The organism is Sphingomonas sp. SP4 (assembly GCF_058313375.1).
Map to the genome: position 1 here is coordinate 135277 of NZ_JBZFLE010000001.1, position 18685 is coordinate 153961.

Annotated in this window: 20 protein-coding genes; 6 read left to right on the plus strand and 14 right to left on the minus strand. The window is 62.3% G+C overall.

All coding sequences use genetic code 11. The annotated features are described in order from the left end of the window. Positions 1 to 35 precede the first annotated feature (35 nt). Together AC4GYV_RS00730 and AC4GYV_RS00735 are read right to left on the minus strand one after the other, a co-directional pair. Positions 36 to 782: a hypothetical protein gene (locus AC4GYV_RS00730; protein WP_491098741.1), complete on the minus strand. Its 747-nt coding sequence runs from the start codon at positions 780 to 782 to the stop codon at positions 36 to 38. A gap of 122 nt (positions 783 to 904) precedes the next feature. After that, positions 905 to 1072 (minus strand): hypothetical protein, encoded by a 168-nt coding sequence (locus AC4GYV_RS00735; RefSeq protein WP_491098742.1) that lies wholly within the window; start codon positions 1070 to 1072, stop codon positions 905 to 907. A 180-nt stretch (positions 1073 to 1252) separates the two neighbouring features. Here AC4GYV_RS00735 and AC4GYV_RS00740 point away from each other — a divergent pair, with 180 nt between their 5' ends. Beyond that, on the plus strand, positions 1253 to 1711 hold the full coding sequence (locus AC4GYV_RS00740; RefSeq protein ID WP_491098743.1) for a hypothetical protein: 459 nt from the start codon (positions 1253 to 1255) through the stop codon (positions 1709 to 1711). A 16-nt stretch (positions 1712 to 1727) separates the two neighbouring features. Here AC4GYV_RS00740 and AC4GYV_RS00745 read toward each other — a convergent pair whose 3' ends face one another. Beyond that, entirely contained in the window at positions 1728 to 2330 is a 603-nt protein-coding gene (locus tag AC4GYV_RS00745) for a hypothetical protein (RefSeq protein ID WP_491098744.1), read from the minus strand. A 133-nt stretch (positions 2331 to 2463) separates the two neighbouring features. On the opposite strand from AC4GYV_RS00745, the gene AC4GYV_RS00750 reads away from it, so the two are divergent. Next, positions 2464 to 3216: a PEPxxWA-CTERM sorting domain-containing protein gene (locus AC4GYV_RS00750; RefSeq protein ID WP_491098745.1), complete on the plus strand. Its 753-nt coding sequence runs from the start codon at positions 2464 to 2466 to the stop codon at positions 3214 to 3216. A gap of 165 nt (positions 3217 to 3381) precedes the next feature. Then, positions 3382 to 4143 (plus strand): energy transducer TonB, encoded by a 762-nt coding sequence (locus AC4GYV_RS00755; protein WP_491098746.1) that lies wholly within the window; start codon positions 3382 to 3384, stop codon positions 4141 to 4143. Positions 4144 to 4172: 29 nt separating this feature from the next. Here AC4GYV_RS00755 and AC4GYV_RS00760 read toward each other — a convergent pair whose 3' ends face one another. The 8 genes from AC4GYV_RS00760 to AC4GYV_RS00795 are packed head-to-tail and all read right to left on the minus strand — an operon-like array spanning position 4173 to position 9000. Continuing rightward, complete coding sequence (locus tag AC4GYV_RS00760; protein ID WP_491098747.1) at positions 4173 to 4652, minus strand: hypothetical protein; 480 nt, start codon at positions 4650 to 4652, stop codon at positions 4173 to 4175. A gap of 12 nt (positions 4653 to 4664) precedes the next feature. After that, positions 4665 to 5729 (minus strand): ribonucleotide-diphosphate reductase subunit beta, encoded by a 1065-nt coding sequence (locus AC4GYV_RS00765; RefSeq protein WP_491098748.1) that lies wholly within the window; start codon positions 5727 to 5729, stop codon positions 4665 to 4667. A 50-nt stretch (positions 5730 to 5779) separates the two neighbouring features. After that, positions 5780 to 6166, minus strand: a complete 387-nt coding sequence (locus AC4GYV_RS00770; RefSeq protein WP_491098749.1) for a hypothetical protein — start codon at positions 6164 to 6166, stop codon at positions 5780 to 5782. Next, positions 6100 to 6546: a PepSY domain-containing protein gene (locus AC4GYV_RS00775; protein ID WP_491098750.1), complete on the minus strand. Its 447-nt coding sequence runs from the start codon at positions 6544 to 6546 to the stop codon at positions 6100 to 6102. Before AC4GYV_RS00775 ends, AC4GYV_RS00770 begins: the two co-directional genes overlap by 67 nt. Positions 6547 to 6573: 27 nt before the next feature. Continuing rightward, positions 6574 to 6789 (minus strand): hypothetical protein, encoded by a 216-nt coding sequence (locus tag AC4GYV_RS00780; RefSeq protein WP_491098751.1) that lies wholly within the window; start codon positions 6787 to 6789, stop codon positions 6574 to 6576. Further along, positions 6786 to 7019, minus strand: a complete 234-nt coding sequence (locus tag AC4GYV_RS00785; RefSeq protein ID WP_491098752.1) for a hypothetical protein — start codon at positions 7017 to 7019, stop codon at positions 6786 to 6788. Before AC4GYV_RS00785 ends, AC4GYV_RS00780 begins: the two co-directional genes overlap by 4 nt. Next, positions 7004 to 7138, minus strand: a complete 135-nt coding sequence (locus AC4GYV_RS00790) for a hypothetical protein (protein WP_491098753.1) — start codon at positions 7136 to 7138, stop codon at positions 7004 to 7006. Before AC4GYV_RS00790 ends, AC4GYV_RS00785 begins: the two co-directional genes overlap by 16 nt. Continuing rightward, positions 7129 to 9000: a ribonucleoside-diphosphate reductase subunit alpha gene (locus tag AC4GYV_RS00795; RefSeq protein WP_491098754.1), complete on the minus strand. Its 1872-nt coding sequence runs from the start codon at positions 8998 to 9000 to the stop codon at positions 7129 to 7131. The genes AC4GYV_RS00790 and AC4GYV_RS00795 overlap by 10 nt, the downstream gene beginning before the upstream one ends. A 396-nt stretch (positions 9001 to 9396) precedes the next feature. Here AC4GYV_RS00795 and AC4GYV_RS00800 point away from each other — a divergent pair, with 396 nt between their 5' ends. Beyond that, on the plus strand, positions 9397 to 10986 hold the full coding sequence (locus AC4GYV_RS00800) for a Na+/H+ antiporter (RefSeq protein WP_491098755.1): 1590 nt from the start codon (positions 9397 to 9399) through the stop codon (positions 10984 to 10986). Positions 10987 to 10990: 4 nt separating this feature from the next. Here AC4GYV_RS00800 and AC4GYV_RS00805 read toward each other — a convergent pair whose 3' ends face one another. Continuing rightward, positions 10991 to 11242 carry a hypothetical protein gene (locus tag AC4GYV_RS00805; RefSeq protein ID WP_491098756.1) on the minus strand — a complete coding sequence of 84 codons (252 nt, stop codon included), beginning with the start codon at positions 11240 to 11242 and terminating at the stop codon, positions 10991 to 10993. Between the two features lie 244 nt (positions 11243 to 11486). On the opposite strand from AC4GYV_RS00805, the gene AC4GYV_RS00810 reads away from it, so the two are divergent. Further along, the gene (locus AC4GYV_RS00810; RefSeq protein WP_491098757.1) at positions 11487 to 13049 is read left to right on the plus strand and encodes an alpha/beta hydrolase; all 1563 of its coding nucleotides are present in this window, start codon (positions 11487 to 11489) and stop codon (positions 13047 to 13049) included. Between the two features lie 10 nt (positions 13050 to 13059). Here the strand turns inward: AC4GYV_RS00810 and AC4GYV_RS00815 are convergent, their stop codons facing one another. Further along, positions 13060 to 14955, minus strand: coding sequence for a winged helix-turn-helix domain-containing protein (locus AC4GYV_RS00815; protein WP_491098758.1), 1896 nt, complete (start codon positions 14953 to 14955; stop codon positions 13060 to 13062). 149 nt (positions 14956 to 15104) lie between these two features. On the opposite strand from AC4GYV_RS00815, the gene AC4GYV_RS00820 reads away from it, so the two are divergent. Next, positions 15105 to 15422: a UrcA family protein gene (locus AC4GYV_RS00820; RefSeq protein WP_491098759.1), complete on the plus strand. Its 318-nt coding sequence runs from the start codon at positions 15105 to 15107 to the stop codon at positions 15420 to 15422. Here the strand turns inward: AC4GYV_RS00820 and AC4GYV_RS00825 are convergent, their stop codons facing one another. Further along, positions 15423 to 18629 (minus strand): CheR family methyltransferase, encoded by a 3207-nt coding sequence (locus tag AC4GYV_RS00825; protein ID WP_491098760.1) that lies wholly within the window; start codon positions 18627 to 18629, stop codon positions 15423 to 15425. Between the last annotated feature and the right edge of the window lie 56 nt (positions 18630 to 18685).

The window sequence follows — 18685 nt, forward strand, 5'->3', positions numbered from 1 at the left end:
AATGCGTGAACCAAATAGGTGCGTGTAGGAAAGCGCTACTTGTGCAGGGGCGTAGAGTTGCCCATCACCTCGATGCGATTAGCGCTGACGAGTTCAGCGCAGGGCGGCTTGCCCGACCACGGCTTGGGGCCGTTGAGGCACGCGACCACACGGGCCTTCGCCCCTTGCTTGACCCATTTGCTGACATTGATCGGCGCCGCGCCAGGCCCGGGACTTGGCGGAGTCTTCGGCAGGCCATTCACCGTTCCAGCTGTCATCATGATGGGGCGGTTGCAAACCGGAACCTCCGGCGGCTCCGGAGCCGAAGCCGTGGCGGGGACGTCAATCGGCTTCGACCAGCACTGGTTGTTCTGAGTGTCGCAGTAGCCGTAGCGATTCTCGAAATGAAGCGGATGGGCCGGATCGGGCGCATAGATCCCCTGGTATTTGTCGGATGACGTTGGAAGCTTCGAGCACTGCCTATTGGTCGTGCATTTCTGTTTTTCCATCGTCGTGAAGCCGAGGTCCTTCGCAGTGAAGACGAGGCAGGCGCCCCCCGCGCCGCTCGACTGAATCCCGGTTGCCGCCGTTGCGTTCAGCATCTCGAACGTGCCTTGAAGCGCCGTGATCTTTGCGTCGGCGGACGAGATGTCGTCGGCCTTGACCGTGTAATAGCCGGTGGCTGGTGTAACCACATTCCCGGTCGCATTCATTGCTTCAGACGATTGGTTCTGGGGTGATTTGCTGCACGCAGCGGCGGCGAGAAATGCGGCGCTGCACAGGATGCCGATGAGCTGACGCATGGACTGAACTCCTTGCATCGAGATCGATTCGGCGGGGGCGCTCTTAACATGGAACAGCAATGCGCGCTAACCGACCGGTCAGCGGACGCCGCTGTGCGCTGGAGTGTGGGAGCCGGGGGAACCTAGCGGTCGCCCCGGTCGCCTTCGCCTTTCTTCGACTTGGTCTTTGCATGCTGACGGCGGTCCGCTGCCAGGCTGCGGCCGACGTCGTCCGATTCCTTGAAGCGGCCTTCCTCGTCGCGGCGCACGTAGCGCTTGTCCGTACCCGTATCGATCAGTTCGCGTGGCATGGATGTTCTCCTCTCTCCGCCGCTGAATCGATGAGGTGGGGTGGGGGTTCCGCCAGCAAAGCAATGTCGCACAGCTGCATGGTTTAAAAGTGCAAACAGCAGTATAGTCGCTTGGTCGAAGAGGAAGAATACTTCGCGAGCTCTAGACATGTATGGAGGCAGAATAAGGGGAGAAGGGCAATGGACGGCATTAGTCCCAGAGTACTTTTTGGGTCCATCATCGCATATGTCTTGTTGTGCCTTTACGTGTATGCCCTCTGGGATGCGATTGATCTTGCTCTGATCGTGCCAGACGAGGGCGTAAGCCTGCCTGAACTCAATCCGGGTGTCGCGCGAACGCTCACGACAGTAGGTGGACTTGTGTCCGCTCTTGTCATTGCGAAACTCGCAATCACCAAAAAGGGAGAGACGCTGGAACTCCTTTTCTCGAAGGATGCTTCTCCGGGCGACAAGTGGGTCGCTTGGCTGAGCACAATCTATGTCATTGCATGGATTGGGGTTGGTGTCTGGGCCTTCTTTGTTGGAGAGTTGCAATTTCCGGATAAAGTCCCGGCGCTGACTAGTTATGCCCAGGCCTGGCTGGGATTGGCGGTGGCTGCGGGTTACAGTTACTTCGGCCTTGAGGCGCCGAATACTTAGAGCGCGACGCCGTCGATTACCGGGCCGCCTTTTCCGCCGCGCGTTTCGCCTGCGCTTCCTGCCATTTTTCGATGTCGCCGGGCAGGTTGCAGAAGGGGGTGAGGGCGCTCGGCTGGGTCGTCGAGCTTGAGGAGATCAGGTTCAGCTGGCGGATGTGATAGCCGCCGACGCCGGCGCGCATCAGGACGTCGTAGGTGCCGAGCGTGGCGCCGTTGCTCGCGACCGCGCGCCACTGGCCGTGGAAGTTCTGGGTGTCGTTGGACTGGACCAGCCCGACCGGATCAAGCCTCGCGACCTGCGCCGCCCAGGGATCGCGCGTGGTGGTCGGTTCGACCCGCGCGCCGTCGATGAACATGATGCGATGGTCACGCGTGCCGGTGAACATCTTGTCGAGGCTGGCGCCGGTGCGGGCGAGGCCAAGATATTTGTCCATGGCCTGGTCGATGTAGCGGACCTGCCCTGCGAAATATTTGGCGTTGAGCTTCGCGGAGCCGTCGTAGCACCACTTCCCGACGCCCTGGCCCATCATGTTGCCGACCACCCCGCCGATCCATGCTTGGGCGCTCGCGGGACCGGCGAGTAGTGCGAGTGCGGCGGCTAGAAGCAATCTCTTACGCATGACAGCCCCCCTGAAGAGGACGGTAACACGAAGCTGATGTCTGGCAATATACGAGTGCTGCCTAGGTCCGACGATTGCTCCGAGTTAAACAATAAGTTAATGAAAGACGGGTCTGCATGAAGGGAGCCTTCCCATGCGTACAGCAGCGGCCTTGCTGATCGGCTTCATCTCGACCTCGCCGGCTTTTGCACAGGAATTACTGACCAACGGCAATTTCGAAACCGGCACCTACGCGGGCTGGGTCACGACGGCGCAGCTTGGTTCGGCTGGATCGCTTTACATCGACGCTCCCGGATCGACGACACCGGAGAACGGCCTGGCAACTGCGGCCAACGTTGCTGGAGGGTCCTATTATTCGGTGACGGATGCGCAGGGGCCGGGCTCATATGCACTGACGCAATTGTTCACGGTGCCGGTCGGAACGACGTCGCTCACGCTCTCCTTCCAGATGTTCGCGAACAATTACGCCGAGAACACCTACGTCAGCCCGACGGCAGGACTGGATTTTTCCACGCCCTCCCTGAACCAGCATGCGCGGGTGGACCTGCTTACAGCGGGGGCAGACCCGTTCAGCACGGCAGCCAGCGATGTCCTTTTGACGTTGTTCATAGGGGCGGATTTGGGGCCCAAGCCCAACCCGTTTCTTACCTATACAGCGGACATCTTCAGCCTGATCACACCGGGTCAGAGCTATCAGATCCGCTTTGCCGAAGTGGATAATGTGAACTTCTTAAACCTGGGCGTCGACAATGTGTCGATCAGCACCGCGCCGACGACGCCCGCGGTCCCTGAGCCAGCGACCTGGGCGACCATGCTCATCGGCTTCGGCGCGATCGGCTTTGCGCTGAGGCGTTCGGCGCTGCCGGTTCAGACCGCAGCGGTCTGATCCAACACCAATAACGAGCCGACGCCTTGGAGTTCGCGCATTCGGCTGTCACCCTCACACCGGTGGGATTGCTTCCTTCATTGCCGAATGTACGTTCGCTTCGTTGGAATTCGGGGGATCATGATGCGGGGTTCGCGTACGGCCTTGGTTTTGGCTACGATTTCATTGCCAGCGCAGGTTGACGCCCAGACGGCCGCACCTGCGCCGAAGATCTATTGGAACCTCGACTTTCAAGATTCGCATTGCACCATCACCACCGGTTCGGCCGCCACGATTGGCCTGTCGTTTTGGATGACCCCTGGCGATCCTGATCCGGACATCTACCTGGTCGGACCCGCCAGGTTGCTCCCCGATCTGGGTGACAAGGCCGACGTTTCGGTTGCCCCCTCAGGACAGGTGTTCCAGGCGAAAGCCGGGATCTTCGAGGGGGCCAGCCCGCGAGTGCTGCTGCTGAGCGAGCTTCGGCACGAATTTCCGGCCGCATTCACTGGCGCCACCGCAATCAAGGTGACCGCGAGGGGCAAGACGATCTCCATTCCGGTTGCTGGTACGGAGAAGGCGATGAGCGCCCTTCGCGCCTGCATTGATCAGAAGCTGACCGATTGGGGGGTGGATGCAAAAACCTTCGATGCGCTGCGCAAGCCGCCGACCGACATCGAGGACAATCCTCTTATCGGCTACAATGACTATCCGAAGAGTGCTCTTCAGAACAACGAGCAAGGACGCGTCGTCGCGCGGCTAAGCGTCGATGTCCAAGGCAATGTGCGGTCCTGCGACGTCCTCGTCAGCAGTGGCTCGAGAACGCTCGATAAGTCCACCTGCGAGCACGCTCTGTCCAACGGGAAGTTCGACCCGGCGATTGGGCCGGATGGAAAGCCTACCGCCGCTCAGCGTGTTGTCAGCGTCAAGTTTGCAATCGCCTCGTAGTCCGTAGCGTGTGTGAGCCTATCGAGCAGTCACTCGTCTGGTTGGTCAGCTTCGATTCGTGAATGGATGTAGCCGTCCTCCTTTTTTAGCGCGAAGAGGAAGACTGCCATCCCCGCAACGACGAATGCCGTGAAAAGGAATTGAGCGCCCATCTTTGTTACGAGGGGCGAAGCTGCGACCGCGATCAGGTATATCAATCCTGCGACGAAGAAGGTCCGGTAGAGACCGGAATTGGCGACTAACGCATCCAGCTTTGGGTCTCCCTTCTCGCGCATGAGGAAAGATCGATAGTCCTTTGGGCGCAGGAATTTCGATCTGCGCAAGAGCGGGTCGAGGATTAATGAACCCAGTCGGTTGGCCGTCACACCCGCCACAAATGAAACAAGTAAGAAAGCGCCGAGCTCTGTTGGGGGAGGCGTCGGAAAGTCCGAGTAGTGGAGCGCGTACGTCAATGCTGCGCCGGGAACTAAGTTCGCAACGAGGTTATACGCGTCCAACTTGTCGAACATTGTAGGTGACGCCTACTCCGCAGCCACCCCCGACGCCTCGAACATGTCCGGCCCGTCGCCGGACGCACCGGCTCCGTCGTTGGCAGCCGCGTCCGCCTTGGCCTTCATGCGGCGGTCGAAATTGTCCCAGACCTCGTTCCAGTTCCCTCGCGTGGCGCCCTTTGAATATTCCGTCGCGCGGGTCTCGAAGAAGTTGGCGTGCTCGACGCCGTTGAGCAAAGGAGCGAGCCAGGGGAGCGGGTGCTCGTCGACCATGTAGATCGGCGCGAAGCCGAGCTGGCCCAGGCGCCAGTCCGCGATGTAGCGGATGTACTTCTTGATCTCCTTCGGCGTCATGCCGTTGACCGGCCCCTGCTCGAACGCGAGGTCGATGAACGCGTCCTCCAGCCGCACCGTCTTCTGGCAGACGTCGAGGATGTCGTCCTTCACCGACTTGGTCAGGCAGTCGCGTTCCTTCACGAAGGTGTGGAACAGCTTGATGATGCCTTCGCAGTGAAGGCTCTCGTCGCGGACCGACCAGCTGACGATCTGGCCCATGCCCTTCATCTTGTTGAAGCGCGGGAAGTTCATCAGCATCGCGAAGCTGGCGAAGAGCTGCAGCCCCTCGGTGAAGCCGCCGAACATGGCGAGCGTCTTGGCGATGTCCTCGTCCGTGTCGACGCCGAAGGTGCTGAGGTAATCGTGCTTGTCCTTCATCTCCTTGTACTGGAGGAAGGCGCTATACTCGCTCTCCGGCATGCCGATCGTGTCGAGCAGGTGCGAGTAAGCCGCGATGTGCACCGTCTCCATGTTGGAGAAGGCAGTCAGCATCATCTTGATCTCGGTCGGCTTGAACACGCGGCCGTATTTGTCGTGGTAGCAATCCTGCACCTCGACGTCGGCCTGGGTGAAGAAGCGGAAGATCTGCGTCAGCAGGTTGCGCTCGGTCTGGTCGAGCTTCTGCGCCCAGTCGCGGCAATCCTCGCCGAGCGGCACTTCCTCCGGCATCCAGTGGATCTGCTGCTGGCGCTTCCAGTATTCGAACGCCCAGGGGTATTCGAAGGGCTTGTAGGACTTGGACGCGGATAGGAGGGACATGACTCAGGCTCCTTGGTGTTCGAATATGGTGCTTGCAGGGGCGGGAATCATCAGTCGATCCTCCGCGCGCTGGCGTCGATGATGGGGCCGCCGCGGTCGCGGTAGACGACGCGCTCGCTGCTCTGCTTGGCGCCGACGCCGAAGACGACGATGCCGAGGAAATAGCCGAAGTCGTACCAGCCGCCGTTGTTCGGCACGGCGTAGATCGCGACGCTCGGCATGAAGAGCGACACGACCCAGGCGACGGGGAAGATGAAGCCGTGCCACAGGCCGAGCAGGAAGCCCGGGCCCTGCGGAGCGACGGCGTCCGCCTGCTGCGTTGCGGTGCAGGCGCTAAGCGCGACGGCGATGCTCGCCGCCGCAGCTCGCTTTACCAGAAGAACTTGCCGCCGCGGACCGTCTTGCCCTGCTCGACGCGCGCCAGCCGGCCGCGCCACATCTGGATGTAGAGCCACAGGCCGGAGAAGCTGAAGAAGACGAGCGCCAGGCCGGACAGGATCGAGATGATCGTGCCCACCGGCCCGAACGTTTCGCCCGAGTGCAGGTGATGGAGCAGGCCGACGTTCCATGCGCCCGGCTTCGGCTTGGGCCGGCAGGTCATGGTCTCGGGGCATTTGAAGCCGTCTGGCATCGCGGCCGGCGCCGGTGCCGCGCGCGCTTCGCTGCGGGTCAGGCCGCCCTGGTTCACCAGGCTTCCAATCTGGCTGAGCACCCCGGTGACCGAGATCCAGAGCAGGAAGACGCCGAACGAGACGGCGAGCCAGCGATGCCACTTGCGCACGAGCAACTCCCAATTGCGAATGTTTCGCAATATCAAGCGGAGTTGAAGCTGTTTGGCAAGCGGTCATTGCACCGCCCCCGAATTCAGGTCGAGCGGAGCCGTCCGCTGGTAGACGATCGCGAAGCCCGCGATGACGATCCCGAACGCCGTCATCATCATCCCGCCGATCAGCATCGCGGCATAGCGCGGACGTTGCTCGGCCTGGTGGCGGATCGCTGTGACGAGCAGAATGACGCCTGCGATTGCGGCCACGATCCCGAGGAGGACGAACGCCGTCATTCCGCCTGGCCTCCGAACGCTTCGAGCTCCGACTGGCTCGGACGGTAATGCATCAGGCCGAGTGCGTGGATCAGGACGAGGACGCCGATCACCAGGAGCAGCACCGCACCCTGGCTGCCGTAGCCCTGATCCGCCTTGCGATTGGCGCGATACAGCCAGACGCTCGCGATTAGGATCGCAATCGCTACGACGAGCTCGAGGGTGCGGCCGGTGGTCATCGCCGCAGCCACTGCGCTCCCAACGCGAGGGTCACGACGGTCGCCATCACGTCGAGCGCGATGATGCCGAGCACGACCGCACCGGCACCCCTGGCGACGTTCTTGATAGAGAGCGCGCGCTTCACTGACATGCCAGACACTCGTCATAGTCAGTGCTGGACGCGAGCTGGATTTCCTTGAGCTCGGGCGTGTTGTCGGCCTCGACGCCGCCCGCGAAGCCGGCGCGCTGCACGGACTTGGAGCGGAGATAGTAGAGCGACTTGATGCCCAGCTCCCACGCGCGGAAGTGGAGCATCATCAGGTCCCACTTGTCGACGTCCGCCGGGATGAAGAGGTTCAGCGACTGCGCCTGATCGATGAACGGCGTGCGGTCGGCCGCAAGCTCGAGCAGCCAGCGCTGGTCGATCTCGAAGCTGGTCTTGAACACGTCCTTTTCTTCCTGCGTCAGGAAGTCGAGGTGCTGCACAGATCCGCCGTTCTCGAGGATCGAATTCCAGACGGTCGTGCTGTCCTTCGACTTCTCCTTGAGCATCTTCTCCAGGTACGGATTCTTGATCGAGAACGAGCCCGACAGCGTCTTGTGCGTGTAGATGTTGGCCGGAATCGGCTCGATGCAGGCCGACGTGCCGCCGGCGATGATCGAGATCGACGCGGTCGGCGCGATCGCCATCTTGCAGCTGAAGCGCTCCATCACGCCCATGTCGGCGGCGTCGGGACAGGGCCCGCGCTCTTTCGCCAGCATCATCGACGCCTGATCGACCTGCGCGCGGATGTGCTTGAACATCTTGAGGTTCCAACTCTTCGCCATCGCGCCTTCGAACGAGAGCCCGCGCTGCTGCAGGAAGGAGTGGAAGCCCATGACGCCGAGGCCGACTGAACGCTCGCGCTCGGCTGAGTACTTAGCCCGCGCCATTTCGTCAGGCGCGCGCGCAATGTAATCGCTCAGCACATTGTCGAGGAAGCGCATGATGTCCTCGATGAACTGCTTGTCCTTGTTCCACTCATCCCACGTTTCGAGGTTAAGCGAGCTGAGGCAGCAGACGGCCGTGCGGTCAGCGCCGAGATGGTCGCGACCGGTCGGCAGTGTGATTTCCGAGCAAAGGTTCGAGGTCGTGACCTTGAGGCCGAGATCGCGATGATGCTTGGGCATCGTCCTGTTCACGGCATCGATGAAGATGATGTACGGCTCGCCCGTCGCGAGGCGCGTTTCGACCAGCTTCTGGAAGAGCGAACGGGCATCGACCTTGCCGCGAACGCTTCCGTCCTTCGGCGACTTGAGGTCGAACTCTGAGCCGTCGCGAACCGCCTGCATGAACTCGTCTGTGACCAGCACGCCGTGGTGCAGGTTGAGCGCCTTTCGGTTGAAGTCACCGGATGGCTTACGGATCTCTAGGAATTCCTCGATCTCCGGGTGGTTGATGTCGAGGTAGCAGGCAGCCGATCCGCGGCGCAGCGAGCCCTGGCTAATCGCCAGCGTCAAGCTGTCCATCACGCGGACGAAGGGGATGATGCCGCTGGTCTTGCCGTTGAGGCCGACCGGTTCGCCGATGCCGCGCACCCGGCCCCAATAGGTGCCGATGCCGCCGCCCTTCGACGCGAGCCAGACGTTCTCGTTCCAGATCTCGGTGATCGCCTGGAGGCTGTCGTCGACGCTGTTGAGATAGCAGCTGATCGGAAGGCCGCGGCCCGTGCCGCCGTTCGACAGCACCGGAGTCGCCGGCATGAACCACAGCTTTGAGATGTAGTCATAGACGCGCTGCGCATGCTCGGCGTCGTCGGAGTAAGCGGCGGCAACGCGCGCGAAGAGATCCTGATAGGTCTCGCCTGGAAGGAGGTAGCGGTCGTTCAGCGTGTCCTTGCCGAACTCGGTCAGCAGCGCATCGCGGCTGTTGTCGGTCTTTACGTCGAACTTGGGCGCATCGACGCGCTTCGAGCTGGAAACGGTGGTCGAAACGTCGTCGCTCTGTACTTCTGAGCCGGTTGAAAAATCCATCGCGTTTCCCCGTCCTTCGTCAGCCTCAACGGAGGCTGTTTGTTCCTGTATTGTTCGACTCGGAGCCATGACTGACACCCTAGCCTTTTTTGGCGTCTGACGGGGCTTTTTCACTCCTCGCCCCTGTGGAAACCGGGGACGAGTTTGCCCACCACCGGAATATAGTGTTTCCGGCGCCGAACACAAAGTGTTGAGAGCACCCCCTCTCGCGCTACTATCTATTGTGCCTTAATCGTTTTCAGACGCAAGCGTCTAAATCATGGTTAAGATAATTTTTCCTGTGGATTTGCCACACTGCAACACAAGCCACGGCAGTGTGTTCTTGCCGACATTCGCCAACGCCTTAGGCTGTTTCCCGATGATCTTCGCTTCTTCGCCCAAAGGGTGGCATCGTCCATGAGCGGTGTCGCCACATTCGAGCTGATCCTCACGCTGCTGGCGCTGGTCGTGCTGCTACGCTGGCTGGCGCTGAAACTGAAGCTGCCGACTGCAACGGCGCTGCTTGTCGGCGGCGGATTCCTGGCCTTCGTTCCTGGCTTGCCGCCGGTCGAACTCAACCCCGACCTGGTCCTCGTTCTCTTCCTGCCGCCGCTTTTGATGGATGGTGCGTATTTCACTGCTTTCGGGCGGTTCCGGAAGCATTTGCCCGGCATCCTCTCACTGGCCGTCGGCGCGGTTGTCTTCACCACCTTCGTGGTCGGGCTCACGGTTCATTGGCTAGTGCCGACGCTGCCGTGGGCCGCCTGCTTCGCTCTTGGCGCGATCGTATCGCCGCCCGATGCGGTGTCGGCGAGAGCCATCCTGCAAAACGTGGCTCTGCCGCGCCGCCTGCTCGCGCTGCTGGAAGGCGAGAGCCTGCTCAATGATGCGACCGGTCTGGTGCTTTTCCGGTTCGCAGTCGTCGCGACCTTGAGCAGCATGTTCAACGCGGGGGCGGCGGTCCAAAGTTTCCTCGTGCTGGCGCTCGGCGGCCTCGTGGTCGGCGCGGCGGTTGGCGCCGTCTGGATGCTCGCCGTCCGGAAGCTCAAAGACGAGACGCTCATCATCGTCGTGTCGACGCTGATCTCGTGGCTGGCTTACATCGCCGGTGAAACCGTGCATGTTTCGGGCGTCATCGCGACGGTTACCGCCGGGCTCATCCTCGGCTGGTTCCAGCACCAGATCTTCCCGGCTAGCGTCAGGCTTCGCGGGACTGCCTTCTGGCACACGATGGTGTTCCTGCTCGAAGCCTTGGTGTTCATCCTGATCGGCTTCTCGCTTCGCGGAGTCCTAGACCGCGTCGGAGGAATCGGAGCGGTGACGTCGAGCATGCTTGCGCCCGTTCTCGGCGTCGTCGTCGCGGTCGTGCTTGCGCGTTTCGCGTGGATCTTCGGCAGCGATACGCTGCTCGGGCTGTTGCGAGCCGCCGGTGTGAAGCGCGCTCGTCCGCTAGGCCTCCGGCAGGCGACCGTCCTTAGCTGGGCAGGAATGCGCGGGGTGGTGACGCTTGCGGTGGCGCTCAGCCTTCCGCCGTCAATGCCGTCGCGCGACCTCATGCTGGTGTGCGCGTTTGCGGTGATATTCGCGACCGTGGTCGCGCAGGGGACGAGCCTTGGGTGGCTCATCCGCCACGTCGCTCCGGAGGACAAGGAGCCCCCGGCGAAGATGGATTTGGGCGAATGCGAGGCCGAGGTGGCGCGGGCCAGGTACGCTGTCGTGGAAGCGCGCGCCTATTCCGAGGACGGTACGCTGATCCATCCGCAGCTGCTTGAGCAAACACGCCGTCGGCTGGTGGGCACGGAGCGGTACGCCGAAGACTCGGAGCGGGCGCTCCAGACAATGCGGCCGCACTTCGATCTCGTGCTTGCGTCGATCGCTGCCGGTCGCGCCAAGCTCCTTCGCATCCACCGCGCCGGACTGATCGAGGATGAGGTGCTGCATAACCTCGAGCGGGATCTCGACGTCGAGGAATTGGGCACGATCCTCCAGCTGTCCGAGGAGAACTGACCGCTCAGCCTTGACTGAGATCCTCGATGTGGCGCGCGGCCTCCCGCATCACATGAGCTTGGAAGGTTAGCGCGCTTTCCTTCTCCCCGGACGAGACTTGAGCCAGCCGTTGCTTGCACTTCGCGAGATAGCGGAGCCAGTTGACGGCATCTGCTGCACTCAGCGGTTTCTTCGGGCTTTCGTTTTGGGCATCGTCGGATGCCTCCAGTGCGCCCGGGACTGCGTCGCCGTCGAACGGCGAATCATCTTCAATCATGGTTTGTCGCCCCTGTCGCCAGAGCTTCCGGAAGCGGCGAGGTCAGCTCCAGCAGCACCACGCGAACAGACCACTTCCGGTCCCGATCAGACTTCAGGATTGCACGTAAGTCAAATAGTCTTTGCCTTACAGCAGTTTAGGTGTTGGTCGCGCCGTTAGCGCTAACGGCATGGCCACGTCGGAGAGCTTGCGGAGCGGTCCGACGTGCGACAGACCTTGCGACGTCTGAATTCCGGGGGGTTTGATGCGATCGTTGCTAGCGATTTCCTTGCTGTTGCTGACAGCGGCCGCGCCGCCGGCGCGGGTCCAGATTCCGGTGCAGCTTGGCGTTCAGTCGCCAACGCCGGTCTCAGGGCGCCTTATCATCTTCGCCATACCCGCGAAGCCCGGTGGGAAGCTGCCGGACTCGGTCGATGCCAATCCATTCGCCGGCACGCCAACCGCAGTTGCGGCGCGCGAAGTCCTGGCGCTCTCCGACGGACAAGTCGCGACGGTCGATACGGAGACCGACGCAGTTCCCGGTCCCTGGTCGAAGCTGCCGCCCGGCAAGTACCACGTCCAGGCCGTGCTCGACGTCAATCACAACTATAACTACACGGGTCGCGGCGCCGGCGATCTTGTTTCGAAGGTCACCGACATTTCGCTTCCGGGGCCAGTGGCTCCGATCGTCCTGACCAAGACGGTTCCAGCCTCCGATCCGTACACGCCCCGCAATGCGCAGATGAAATCCATCGCGCCTTATCTGTCCAAGACGGTGCCGATCGATTTCGTCAGCCCCAAGTTGAGCGCCTTCTGGGGGCGGCCGGTCCACATGCGCGGCTCGATCGCGCTTCCGCCAGACTATAGCGCCGGTGGTTCGAAGCGCTGGCCAACCGTTTATCAAACGCATGGATATGGGGGCGACGCCGTGTCCGCGCGGTGGACTGCAGCTTCCCGCGCCAAGCTTATGGCTGATGGCCAGATCCCGCCGATGATTTGGGTCGCGCTCGACGAAAGCTCTCCGACGGGAACTCATGAGTTCGCGGATTCCGTGAACAACGGGCCGTGGGGCGAGGCGCTCACGACCGAGTTGATCCCGTGGCTGGAGCGAAACTACCGCATGGACGCGAAGCCTTCGGGACGGTTCCTGACGGGCCATTCCTCCGGCGGGTGGGCGACTTTGTGGGTCCAGACGCGCTATCCGGCGATCTTCGGCGGGACATGGTCGACATCCCCGGACCCGAGCGATTTTCACGATTTCACCGGGGCTGACCTCTATCGGCCGGGCGCAAACGTTTATGTGGATGCGAGCGGCAAGCCGATCCCGCTCGTCCGGATGGACGGCAAGGACGTCGGCGACTTCCGGGACTTCGCGAAACTGGAGCAGGTCCTTGGGCCGGTCGGCGGGCAGATGGCCTCATTCGACTGGGTCTTCTCTCCCAAAGGTCCTGACGGGCGTCCGATGCAGATGTTCAATCGTGCGACGGGCGCGGTGGATCCGGCGGTCGCTGCCTATTGGCGCGACAATTACGACATCGCTTATCGCCTGCAGAGCAATTGGCCTGCGCTTCGTGGAGAGCTCGACGGCAAGGTCCACGTCATCGTGGGCACGGCCGATACTTTCCATCTGGAGGGGGCGGCCCAGAAGCTCCAGGCGGTTCTGCAGAGCCTCGGCGCTAAGACGGACGTGCGGTTTCTGCCGGGCAAGACCCACTTCAACCTCTACGAGGCGAACGGAGATCCCGACGCCCTCACGAAGCAGATCGCCAAGGAGATGTATGCGGTCGCGCGGCCCGGAGCGACTAAGCCACAGGGAGCGAAAAACTAGCGGTTCGGCCTCAGCCTCTGATTGAAGCGCAGACCGGCTCCGGCTTCGCTCCACCGCAGAAGTCGGGAAGGCGGCCGGTGCGCCAATAGGCGAGCAGGCCGGTGCGTTCGGCAAGCGCGAGGTAGCGCGGGTCGCGGCGCAAGGCGGCGGCGCCCGGGCCGGTGATATATTCGGTTCCGTTGACGAACGGCTTCTCCAGCCAGATCCGTTCTTCTTCGGCGGGGGTGCGGCCAACGCGCCGCGGATAGAGACGATCGGCGAGGGCGAACGCGCCGTCCAGATCGCCGACTTCGGCAAGCACGTTGATGCAGAAGATCGTCTTCAGGGAGTCCGTGCCAGGGAGCGGGCAGGCCTTCCTTGCAGCGCTCAGCGACTTCGTCCTCGCGGCCTCAGCAGCTGGGGCAAGCGGCTCATAATATAGAGGTCGGCTTTTCTCACCTGCTTGCTTCTCCAGCCGCTCGATCGCCGCATAGTCCCCGCGGTCGATCATTCCCGAGGCGCGCGACCACATGATGTTCGTATAGTCCGGCCACCAGCGAATGATCTGTCGGTAATATTCGTCGGCGTTGGGAGCATTTCCCGCCGCGTCGAGCATCCGGAGCATGAGCGAGATCTTCTCCGGCTGGAACTGATCGTGGGCCAGCGACTGCCCCGCGAGAGCGAGCGCGTCGTTGAAGCGTCCGGCGTCCATCAGCTTGTTCGCGAGATAGAAGTCGACGAACGGCGATTCCGGGTCGGCGCGCATTCCCGCGCGCAGATTGTCCTCGCATTCCGCGATGCGGGCTGGGCTGTGGAGGATGCACCAGGTGATGAACGGCTCGCCGAAATGAGGGGCGAGCTCACGCGCTTTCTGACCAGCAATCCGCCCTGCCGCCACGGCGGCCTGCCGCTGGTCCCGCGGGAGATCGGGAAGAGCAAAGCCCACCCCGAACGCCAGCTGCATCTGGGCCAGGGCCGAGTCCGGCTCCATCTTCACGAGCCGGCGTCCGGCTTCGTACATGCTGAGGCTGTTGACCCCCTTCATCTCCGATTTGCGAAACAGCTCGGACGTGATCGCCGGGTCGAGGCGATGCTCAGGATCCAGCATCAGGAGCGGAACCGTCCAGCCGATGGAGCCCGCTACCTGTCCGCCGATCTGATCGATCAGCGCGGCTGAATTCGCAGGTGGCGCCTCGAAGCGTTGCGAATAGACGATCGTGTGGTGCGCCGTTTCTTCCATGCGCAGCATCGCGATGATCTTGCCCGGCGTGTTGCTGATGTCGCCGGAGATGACGAAGTCTGCGTCGGCGATTGCGCCAGGTGAATCGCTGCTTGCGAGCCGCACGTGGAATTGGGTTTGCGAGAGTGTGTGAGCGATAGAGTCGTGGATTGCCGTGGCCAGTTCGCGAGTGGCTGGGTCGGTCGACACTGCGTTGAACGGGACGAGGACGATCGTCGGCGCGCGCTCGGCCACCGGATTGGCCTTTCGCGCTTGGATGAACCAGAGCGCGAGCGCGGCGAGAAACACTAGCGCGACCACGGTAATGGCCCCGCGGCGCCAGTTTGAATGCTCCTTCACCGGGTTCGTTTCGACGAGCTTGTAGCCCGCGCGCGGGACGGTCTCGATGGTGAAGCCGCCTGCGCGTTCTGCGAATTGGCGGAGCGTTGAAATGGCCCGGTTGATGACATCGTCGCCGACGAAGCGGCCGTCCCAGCAGAGGTCGACCAACTGCTCGCGCGTGACGACCGAGCCCTTGCTTCGAACAAGGGCAATCAGGACCTTGAGGTTCTGCGGCTGGAGCCGTTCGGAGCCCACTTCGAACTGTGCTTCGCGCGACAAAGGATCGACATTCGCGCCGCCGACGCTGAACGGCGCCTCGGCGGTGAGATCGATCGTTTGCGTCGGTCTTTCGACAGCGGCGTCCATGCGTCCTGCATATTAGCAAATCAGCGGTTGCGAAGCGCCTGCCATCGGAATTCAGGAAAAAATCAGGTCTCAGCCATCGCCTCTGCGTCGCTTGAAGCGGCAGCTCCCGCGTGAACCCGGAATGGGCTCATCGAAAAAGGGAGATTGTCATGGTTGCTGTTTCGCTCGCAGTTGCGGCGGCTCTTGGAGCGGCTTCACCCGAGGTGCCTGAAACTCAGTTCGTCACTTACGCAGACCTGGACCTGAACTCTGCGGCGGGCCGCGATCGCCTGGAACGGCGCGTTCGCTCGGCGGCCGATCGGCTATGCCGGATCGACAACACGGCTAGTCCGCAGGGCGGCTATGTGAACCTTAGCTGCTTCAATGCTGCGGTGGCTGATGGCTTGAGTCAGGTGCAACTCGCGGTTGCGCATTTCAGGAAAGATCAAGCGGCAGCGCCGGCCAGGATCAAACTGGCTCGGCGGTGATCACTTCCGCTTCGATGGCGGCGGGTTGACGATGTGTTCGAGGGGCAATTCCATCAGGAAGCGCAGCCCCTCGGGCTCGAACTGGACCTTGGTCTTGGCGTCGAGATCATAGGGTAGGATGCGGGTCAGAAGTTCCATCCCGAATCCCTCACGCGCCGGCTTTGGCGGCCCCTTGCCGTCGAGCCCATGCTCGGCCCATTCGAAGTGAAGTGCGCTGCCGTCTCCGTTGAGCTTCCAGCCGACCCGGATCCTGCCGCCGCCGCCATTGGTGAGGGCGCCATGCTTGACTGCGTTGGTCGTGAGCTCGTGCAGTGCGAGGCTGATCGATTCCGCGGCCTTGGGCTTCAGCGCGACGTCGGGGCCTTCCATCGTCAGCTGGTCGCCTTCGTGAGCGGCATGGGCGAGTAATTCGTCCGCGACGAGGCCCTTGAGCTCCACGCCTGCGTCGGGGTTGCGCGTAACCGCGGACTGGACGCGCGCGAAGGCGTCGAGACGGCCGGCAAGATGGGATGCCATCTCTTCGACCGTGGTGCTCGAATCCGCCGTGCGCGCAGTGATGGATTTGACCAGCGCCAGGGTGTTCCGAACCCGATGCTGCAGCTCGGCGAGAAGGACGCGCAGCCGCCCTTCGCTCTCGCGCAAGGCAGCTTCTGCGCGGACGGTGCTCGTGACGTCGAGGAAGGTGAGGACCGCACCGGCGATGAAATTATCGACGCTGCGATACGGGTGAACGCGGGCGATATAGTGATTGCCCTCGCGTGACGTGACTTCGCGTTCCACCGTGCCGAGTTTGGTTAGCACCTTCCGCACGTCTTCGCTCAGCTCGCCGTAGGACACGCGCGCGCCGAGATGATCGATCGGGCGGCCGACGTCCGTTTCGAGGAGGTGGAAGATTTCCGTTGCCGCCGGCGTAAAGCTGCGGACGCGCAGGTCGTTGTCGAGGAAAATCGTCGCGATCTGGGTGGATTCGAGCAGGTTCCGCAGATCGCTGTTGGCGCGTCCGAGATCGCGAACGCGATGGTCGAGTTCGGCGTTTACGGTCTGCAGCTCTTCGTTGACCGACTGCAGCTCTTCCTTCGAGGTTTCCAGCTCCTCGTTCGAGGACTGAAGCTCTTCATTGATCGACTGATATTCCTCGTTCGAGCTCTTCAATTCCTCGTTGGTGGATTCGAGCTCCTCGATCGTCGCCTGCAGCCGCTCCTTGGTCAGCCGAAGCTCGTCTTCGAGGCGGTCGACGTGCTCGTCCGACGCGCCGCTTCGCCCGTCGATTGCAGGCGTTTCCGGGACCGGACCCGCATCCTGGAACAGTACGACCAGCGCGGTGAGGTCGTTTCCTTCGACCAAAGGCTCGACGATCAGGTTCACGAGCGTCGAGCGGCCGTTGTCCTTGATTGGAATCCGCAGGTGCTCGGTGCGGATCCGATCCTCCGAAGCCTGGTGCAGTGCCGCGCGAAGATCGAGCCTCAGGTCGCGATGGACGAGGTTCAGGATGTTGAGGTTTGCGGCGCCCGCCGCGGGCTCCAGGTACCGCCCGGTGCGTCCGGAGAAATGAAGCACCTCGTTCTGCGTATCGATGATGACGTAGGCAGGCGCGAAGCGCTCAGCGACCTGATCCGCACGGCGGCCAATCGAGGCGGCGAGGCTCGTCGGCCTGACAATCGGAACGGGGCGCTCGGGCGGGACGTCGCGCATCCTCGATCGCGCGGAAAGCGGGAACTCGGGTAGGATCTTGGTCGGCGTTTCGAGCCGGCGGAAGACGCGGTTCTTGCGGTCGACCGGAGCGAACAGCTTCTGATGCCGCGACACGTTTTCCGAGGCGCCAAGGAAGAGGACGCCGCCCGGCTTCAGCGAGAAATGGAAGATCGGGATGACGCGGTTCTGAAGCTCGGTGTTGAGGTAGATGAGCAGGTTGCGGCACGATAAAAGATCGATGCGGGAGAAGGGCGCATCCTTGATCAGATTGTGCGGCGAGAAAATGCACATCTCGCGCAGTTCCTTGACCACGCAATAAGTGTCGCCTTCGCGCACGAACCAGCGCGTCAGCCGCTCCGGCGAGACGTGCTCGGCGATTGCATTCGAGTAGCGGCCAGCGCGCGCTGCGCCGAGCGCGCGGGCATCCAGGTCGGTGGCGAAGATCTGGATGGTCGGCCCATTGTCGATCTGCTGCAGATGCTCGGCGAGCAGGATAGCGATCGAATAAGCCTCTTCGCCGGTCGCGCAGCCGAGCACCCAGACGCGGAAATGATCGGAAGGTCCCTTGCCTTCGAAGAGGCGCGGAATTTCCTTCTCGAGCGCGTCGAACTCTTTCGGATCGCGGAAGAATTGCGTGACGCCGATCAAAAGGTCCTGGAAAAGGTGATGAACCTCGTCGCGGTCCTTGCGCAGGTGCGCAGCATAATCGTCGATGCTCGGCGTTTGCGTGACCTGCATCCGGCGCTGTACGCGGCGCAGGAAGGTGTTGCGCTTGTAACCGTGAAAGTCGTTGCCGGTGACGCTCCGAAGCGTGCTGGCGATCGAGCTTAGGACGTCCGCGACGTGGTCTGAGATCTCGCCCTCTAACGGCTCGCCCATCGTTTGAAGTCCGCGAACGTAGAGGCCGATCTGCGCATGGATTTGATCGATCGGCAGGAGCAGGTCGACGATCCCGGCAGGACTTGCCGCGCCTTGCTCAGTGGAATCTGCATCGCCATTGAGCGATTCGGCGATGGAAAGGCCGCCGAACTGCTTCGTGGCCATGACGCCGGCGGTGCCATCGCTTCCGAGGCCATTGAGGATCACAGCGACGGCGCGGTCCTGGGCGTGTTCGGCAAGCGAGATGAGCATGCTGTCGACCGTGCCGCGATGCCCCACGGGTTCATCGGTTGGGCGGATCGCCACGACGCCGTCGACGATCGTGATGAGCTCGCTTCCGCCGCCCACGAGGATCGTTTCGGGTTCCAGCCGGTCGCCGTTCTTCGCAGTTCGAACGGGGAGTGACGTCTGGTCTGAAAGCGCGTCGACCACCGCGTTGACGCTCAGCCCGTCCTGCTGGCGGACCGCGACGACATAAGCGGCTCTCAGGTCGTCGGACAGTTCGTCGAACAAGGTGAGCAGGGACCGCAGCGAAGCGGCGCACACCCCGATGCCCACGACGGCCAGCGGCTCGCCACCTGCCTTCGTGGAGCCGGCGCCCCTCGATGTCTTTTGCTTGCCGTTCTTGTCCGCCACGAGATCAACCTAACTGAGACACCGTCGTGTAGCGGCTCGCGAGGACTCGCAGAAGA

Coding starts and splice junctions, on each gene's coding strand:
- AC4GYV_RS00730 (WP_491098741.1), bottom strand. CDS start 782: ATGCGTCAGCTCATCGGCATCCTGTGCAGCGCCGCATTTCTCGCCGCC.
- AC4GYV_RS00735 (WP_491098742.1), bottom strand. CDS start 1,072: ATGCCACGCGAACTGATCGATACGGGTACGGACAAGCGCTACGTGCGC.
- AC4GYV_RS00740 (WP_491098743.1), top strand. CDS start 1,253: ATGGACGGCATTAGTCCCAGAGTACTTTTTGGGTCCATCATCGCATAT.
- AC4GYV_RS00745 (WP_491098744.1), bottom strand. CDS start 2,330: ATGCGTAAGAGATTGCTTCTAGCCGCCGCACTCGCACTACTCGCCGGT.
- AC4GYV_RS00750 (WP_491098745.1), top strand. CDS start 2,464: ATGCGTACAGCAGCGGCCTTGCTGATCGGCTTCATCTCGACCTCGCCG.
- AC4GYV_RS00760 (WP_491098747.1), bottom strand. CDS start 4,652: ATGTTCGACAAGTTGGACGCGTATAACCTCGTTGCGAACTTAGTTCCC.
- AC4GYV_RS00765 (WP_491098748.1), bottom strand. CDS start 5,729: ATGTCCCTCCTATCCGCGTCCAAGTCCTACAAGCCCTTCGAATACCCC.
- AC4GYV_RS00780 (WP_491098751.1), bottom strand. CDS start 6,789: ATGACGGCGTTCGTCCTCCTCGGGATCGTGGCCGCAATCGCAGGCGTC.
- AC4GYV_RS00790 (WP_491098753.1), bottom strand. CDS start 7,138: ATGTCAGTGAAGCGCGCGCTCTCTATCAAGAACGTCGCCAGGGGTGCC.
- AC4GYV_RS00795 (WP_491098754.1), bottom strand. CDS start 9,000: ATGGATTTTTCAACCGGCTCAGAAGTACAGAGCGACGACGTTTCGACC.
- AC4GYV_RS00800 (WP_491098755.1), top strand. CDS start 9,397: ATGAGCGGTGTCGCCACATTCGAGCTGATCCTCACGCTGCTGGCGCTG.
- AC4GYV_RS00805 (WP_491098756.1), bottom strand. CDS start 11,242: ATGATTGAAGATGATTCGCCGTTCGACGGCGACGCAGTCCCGGGCGCA.
- AC4GYV_RS00810 (WP_491098757.1), top strand. CDS start 11,487: ATGCGATCGTTGCTAGCGATTTCCTTGCTGTTGCTGACAGCGGCCGCG.
- AC4GYV_RS00815 (WP_491098758.1), bottom strand. CDS start 14,955: ATGGACGCCGCTGTCGAAAGACCGACGCAAACGATCGATCTCACCGCC.
- AC4GYV_RS00820 (WP_491098759.1), top strand. CDS start 15,105: ATGGTTGCTGTTTCGCTCGCAGTTGCGGCGGCTCTTGGAGCGGCTTCA.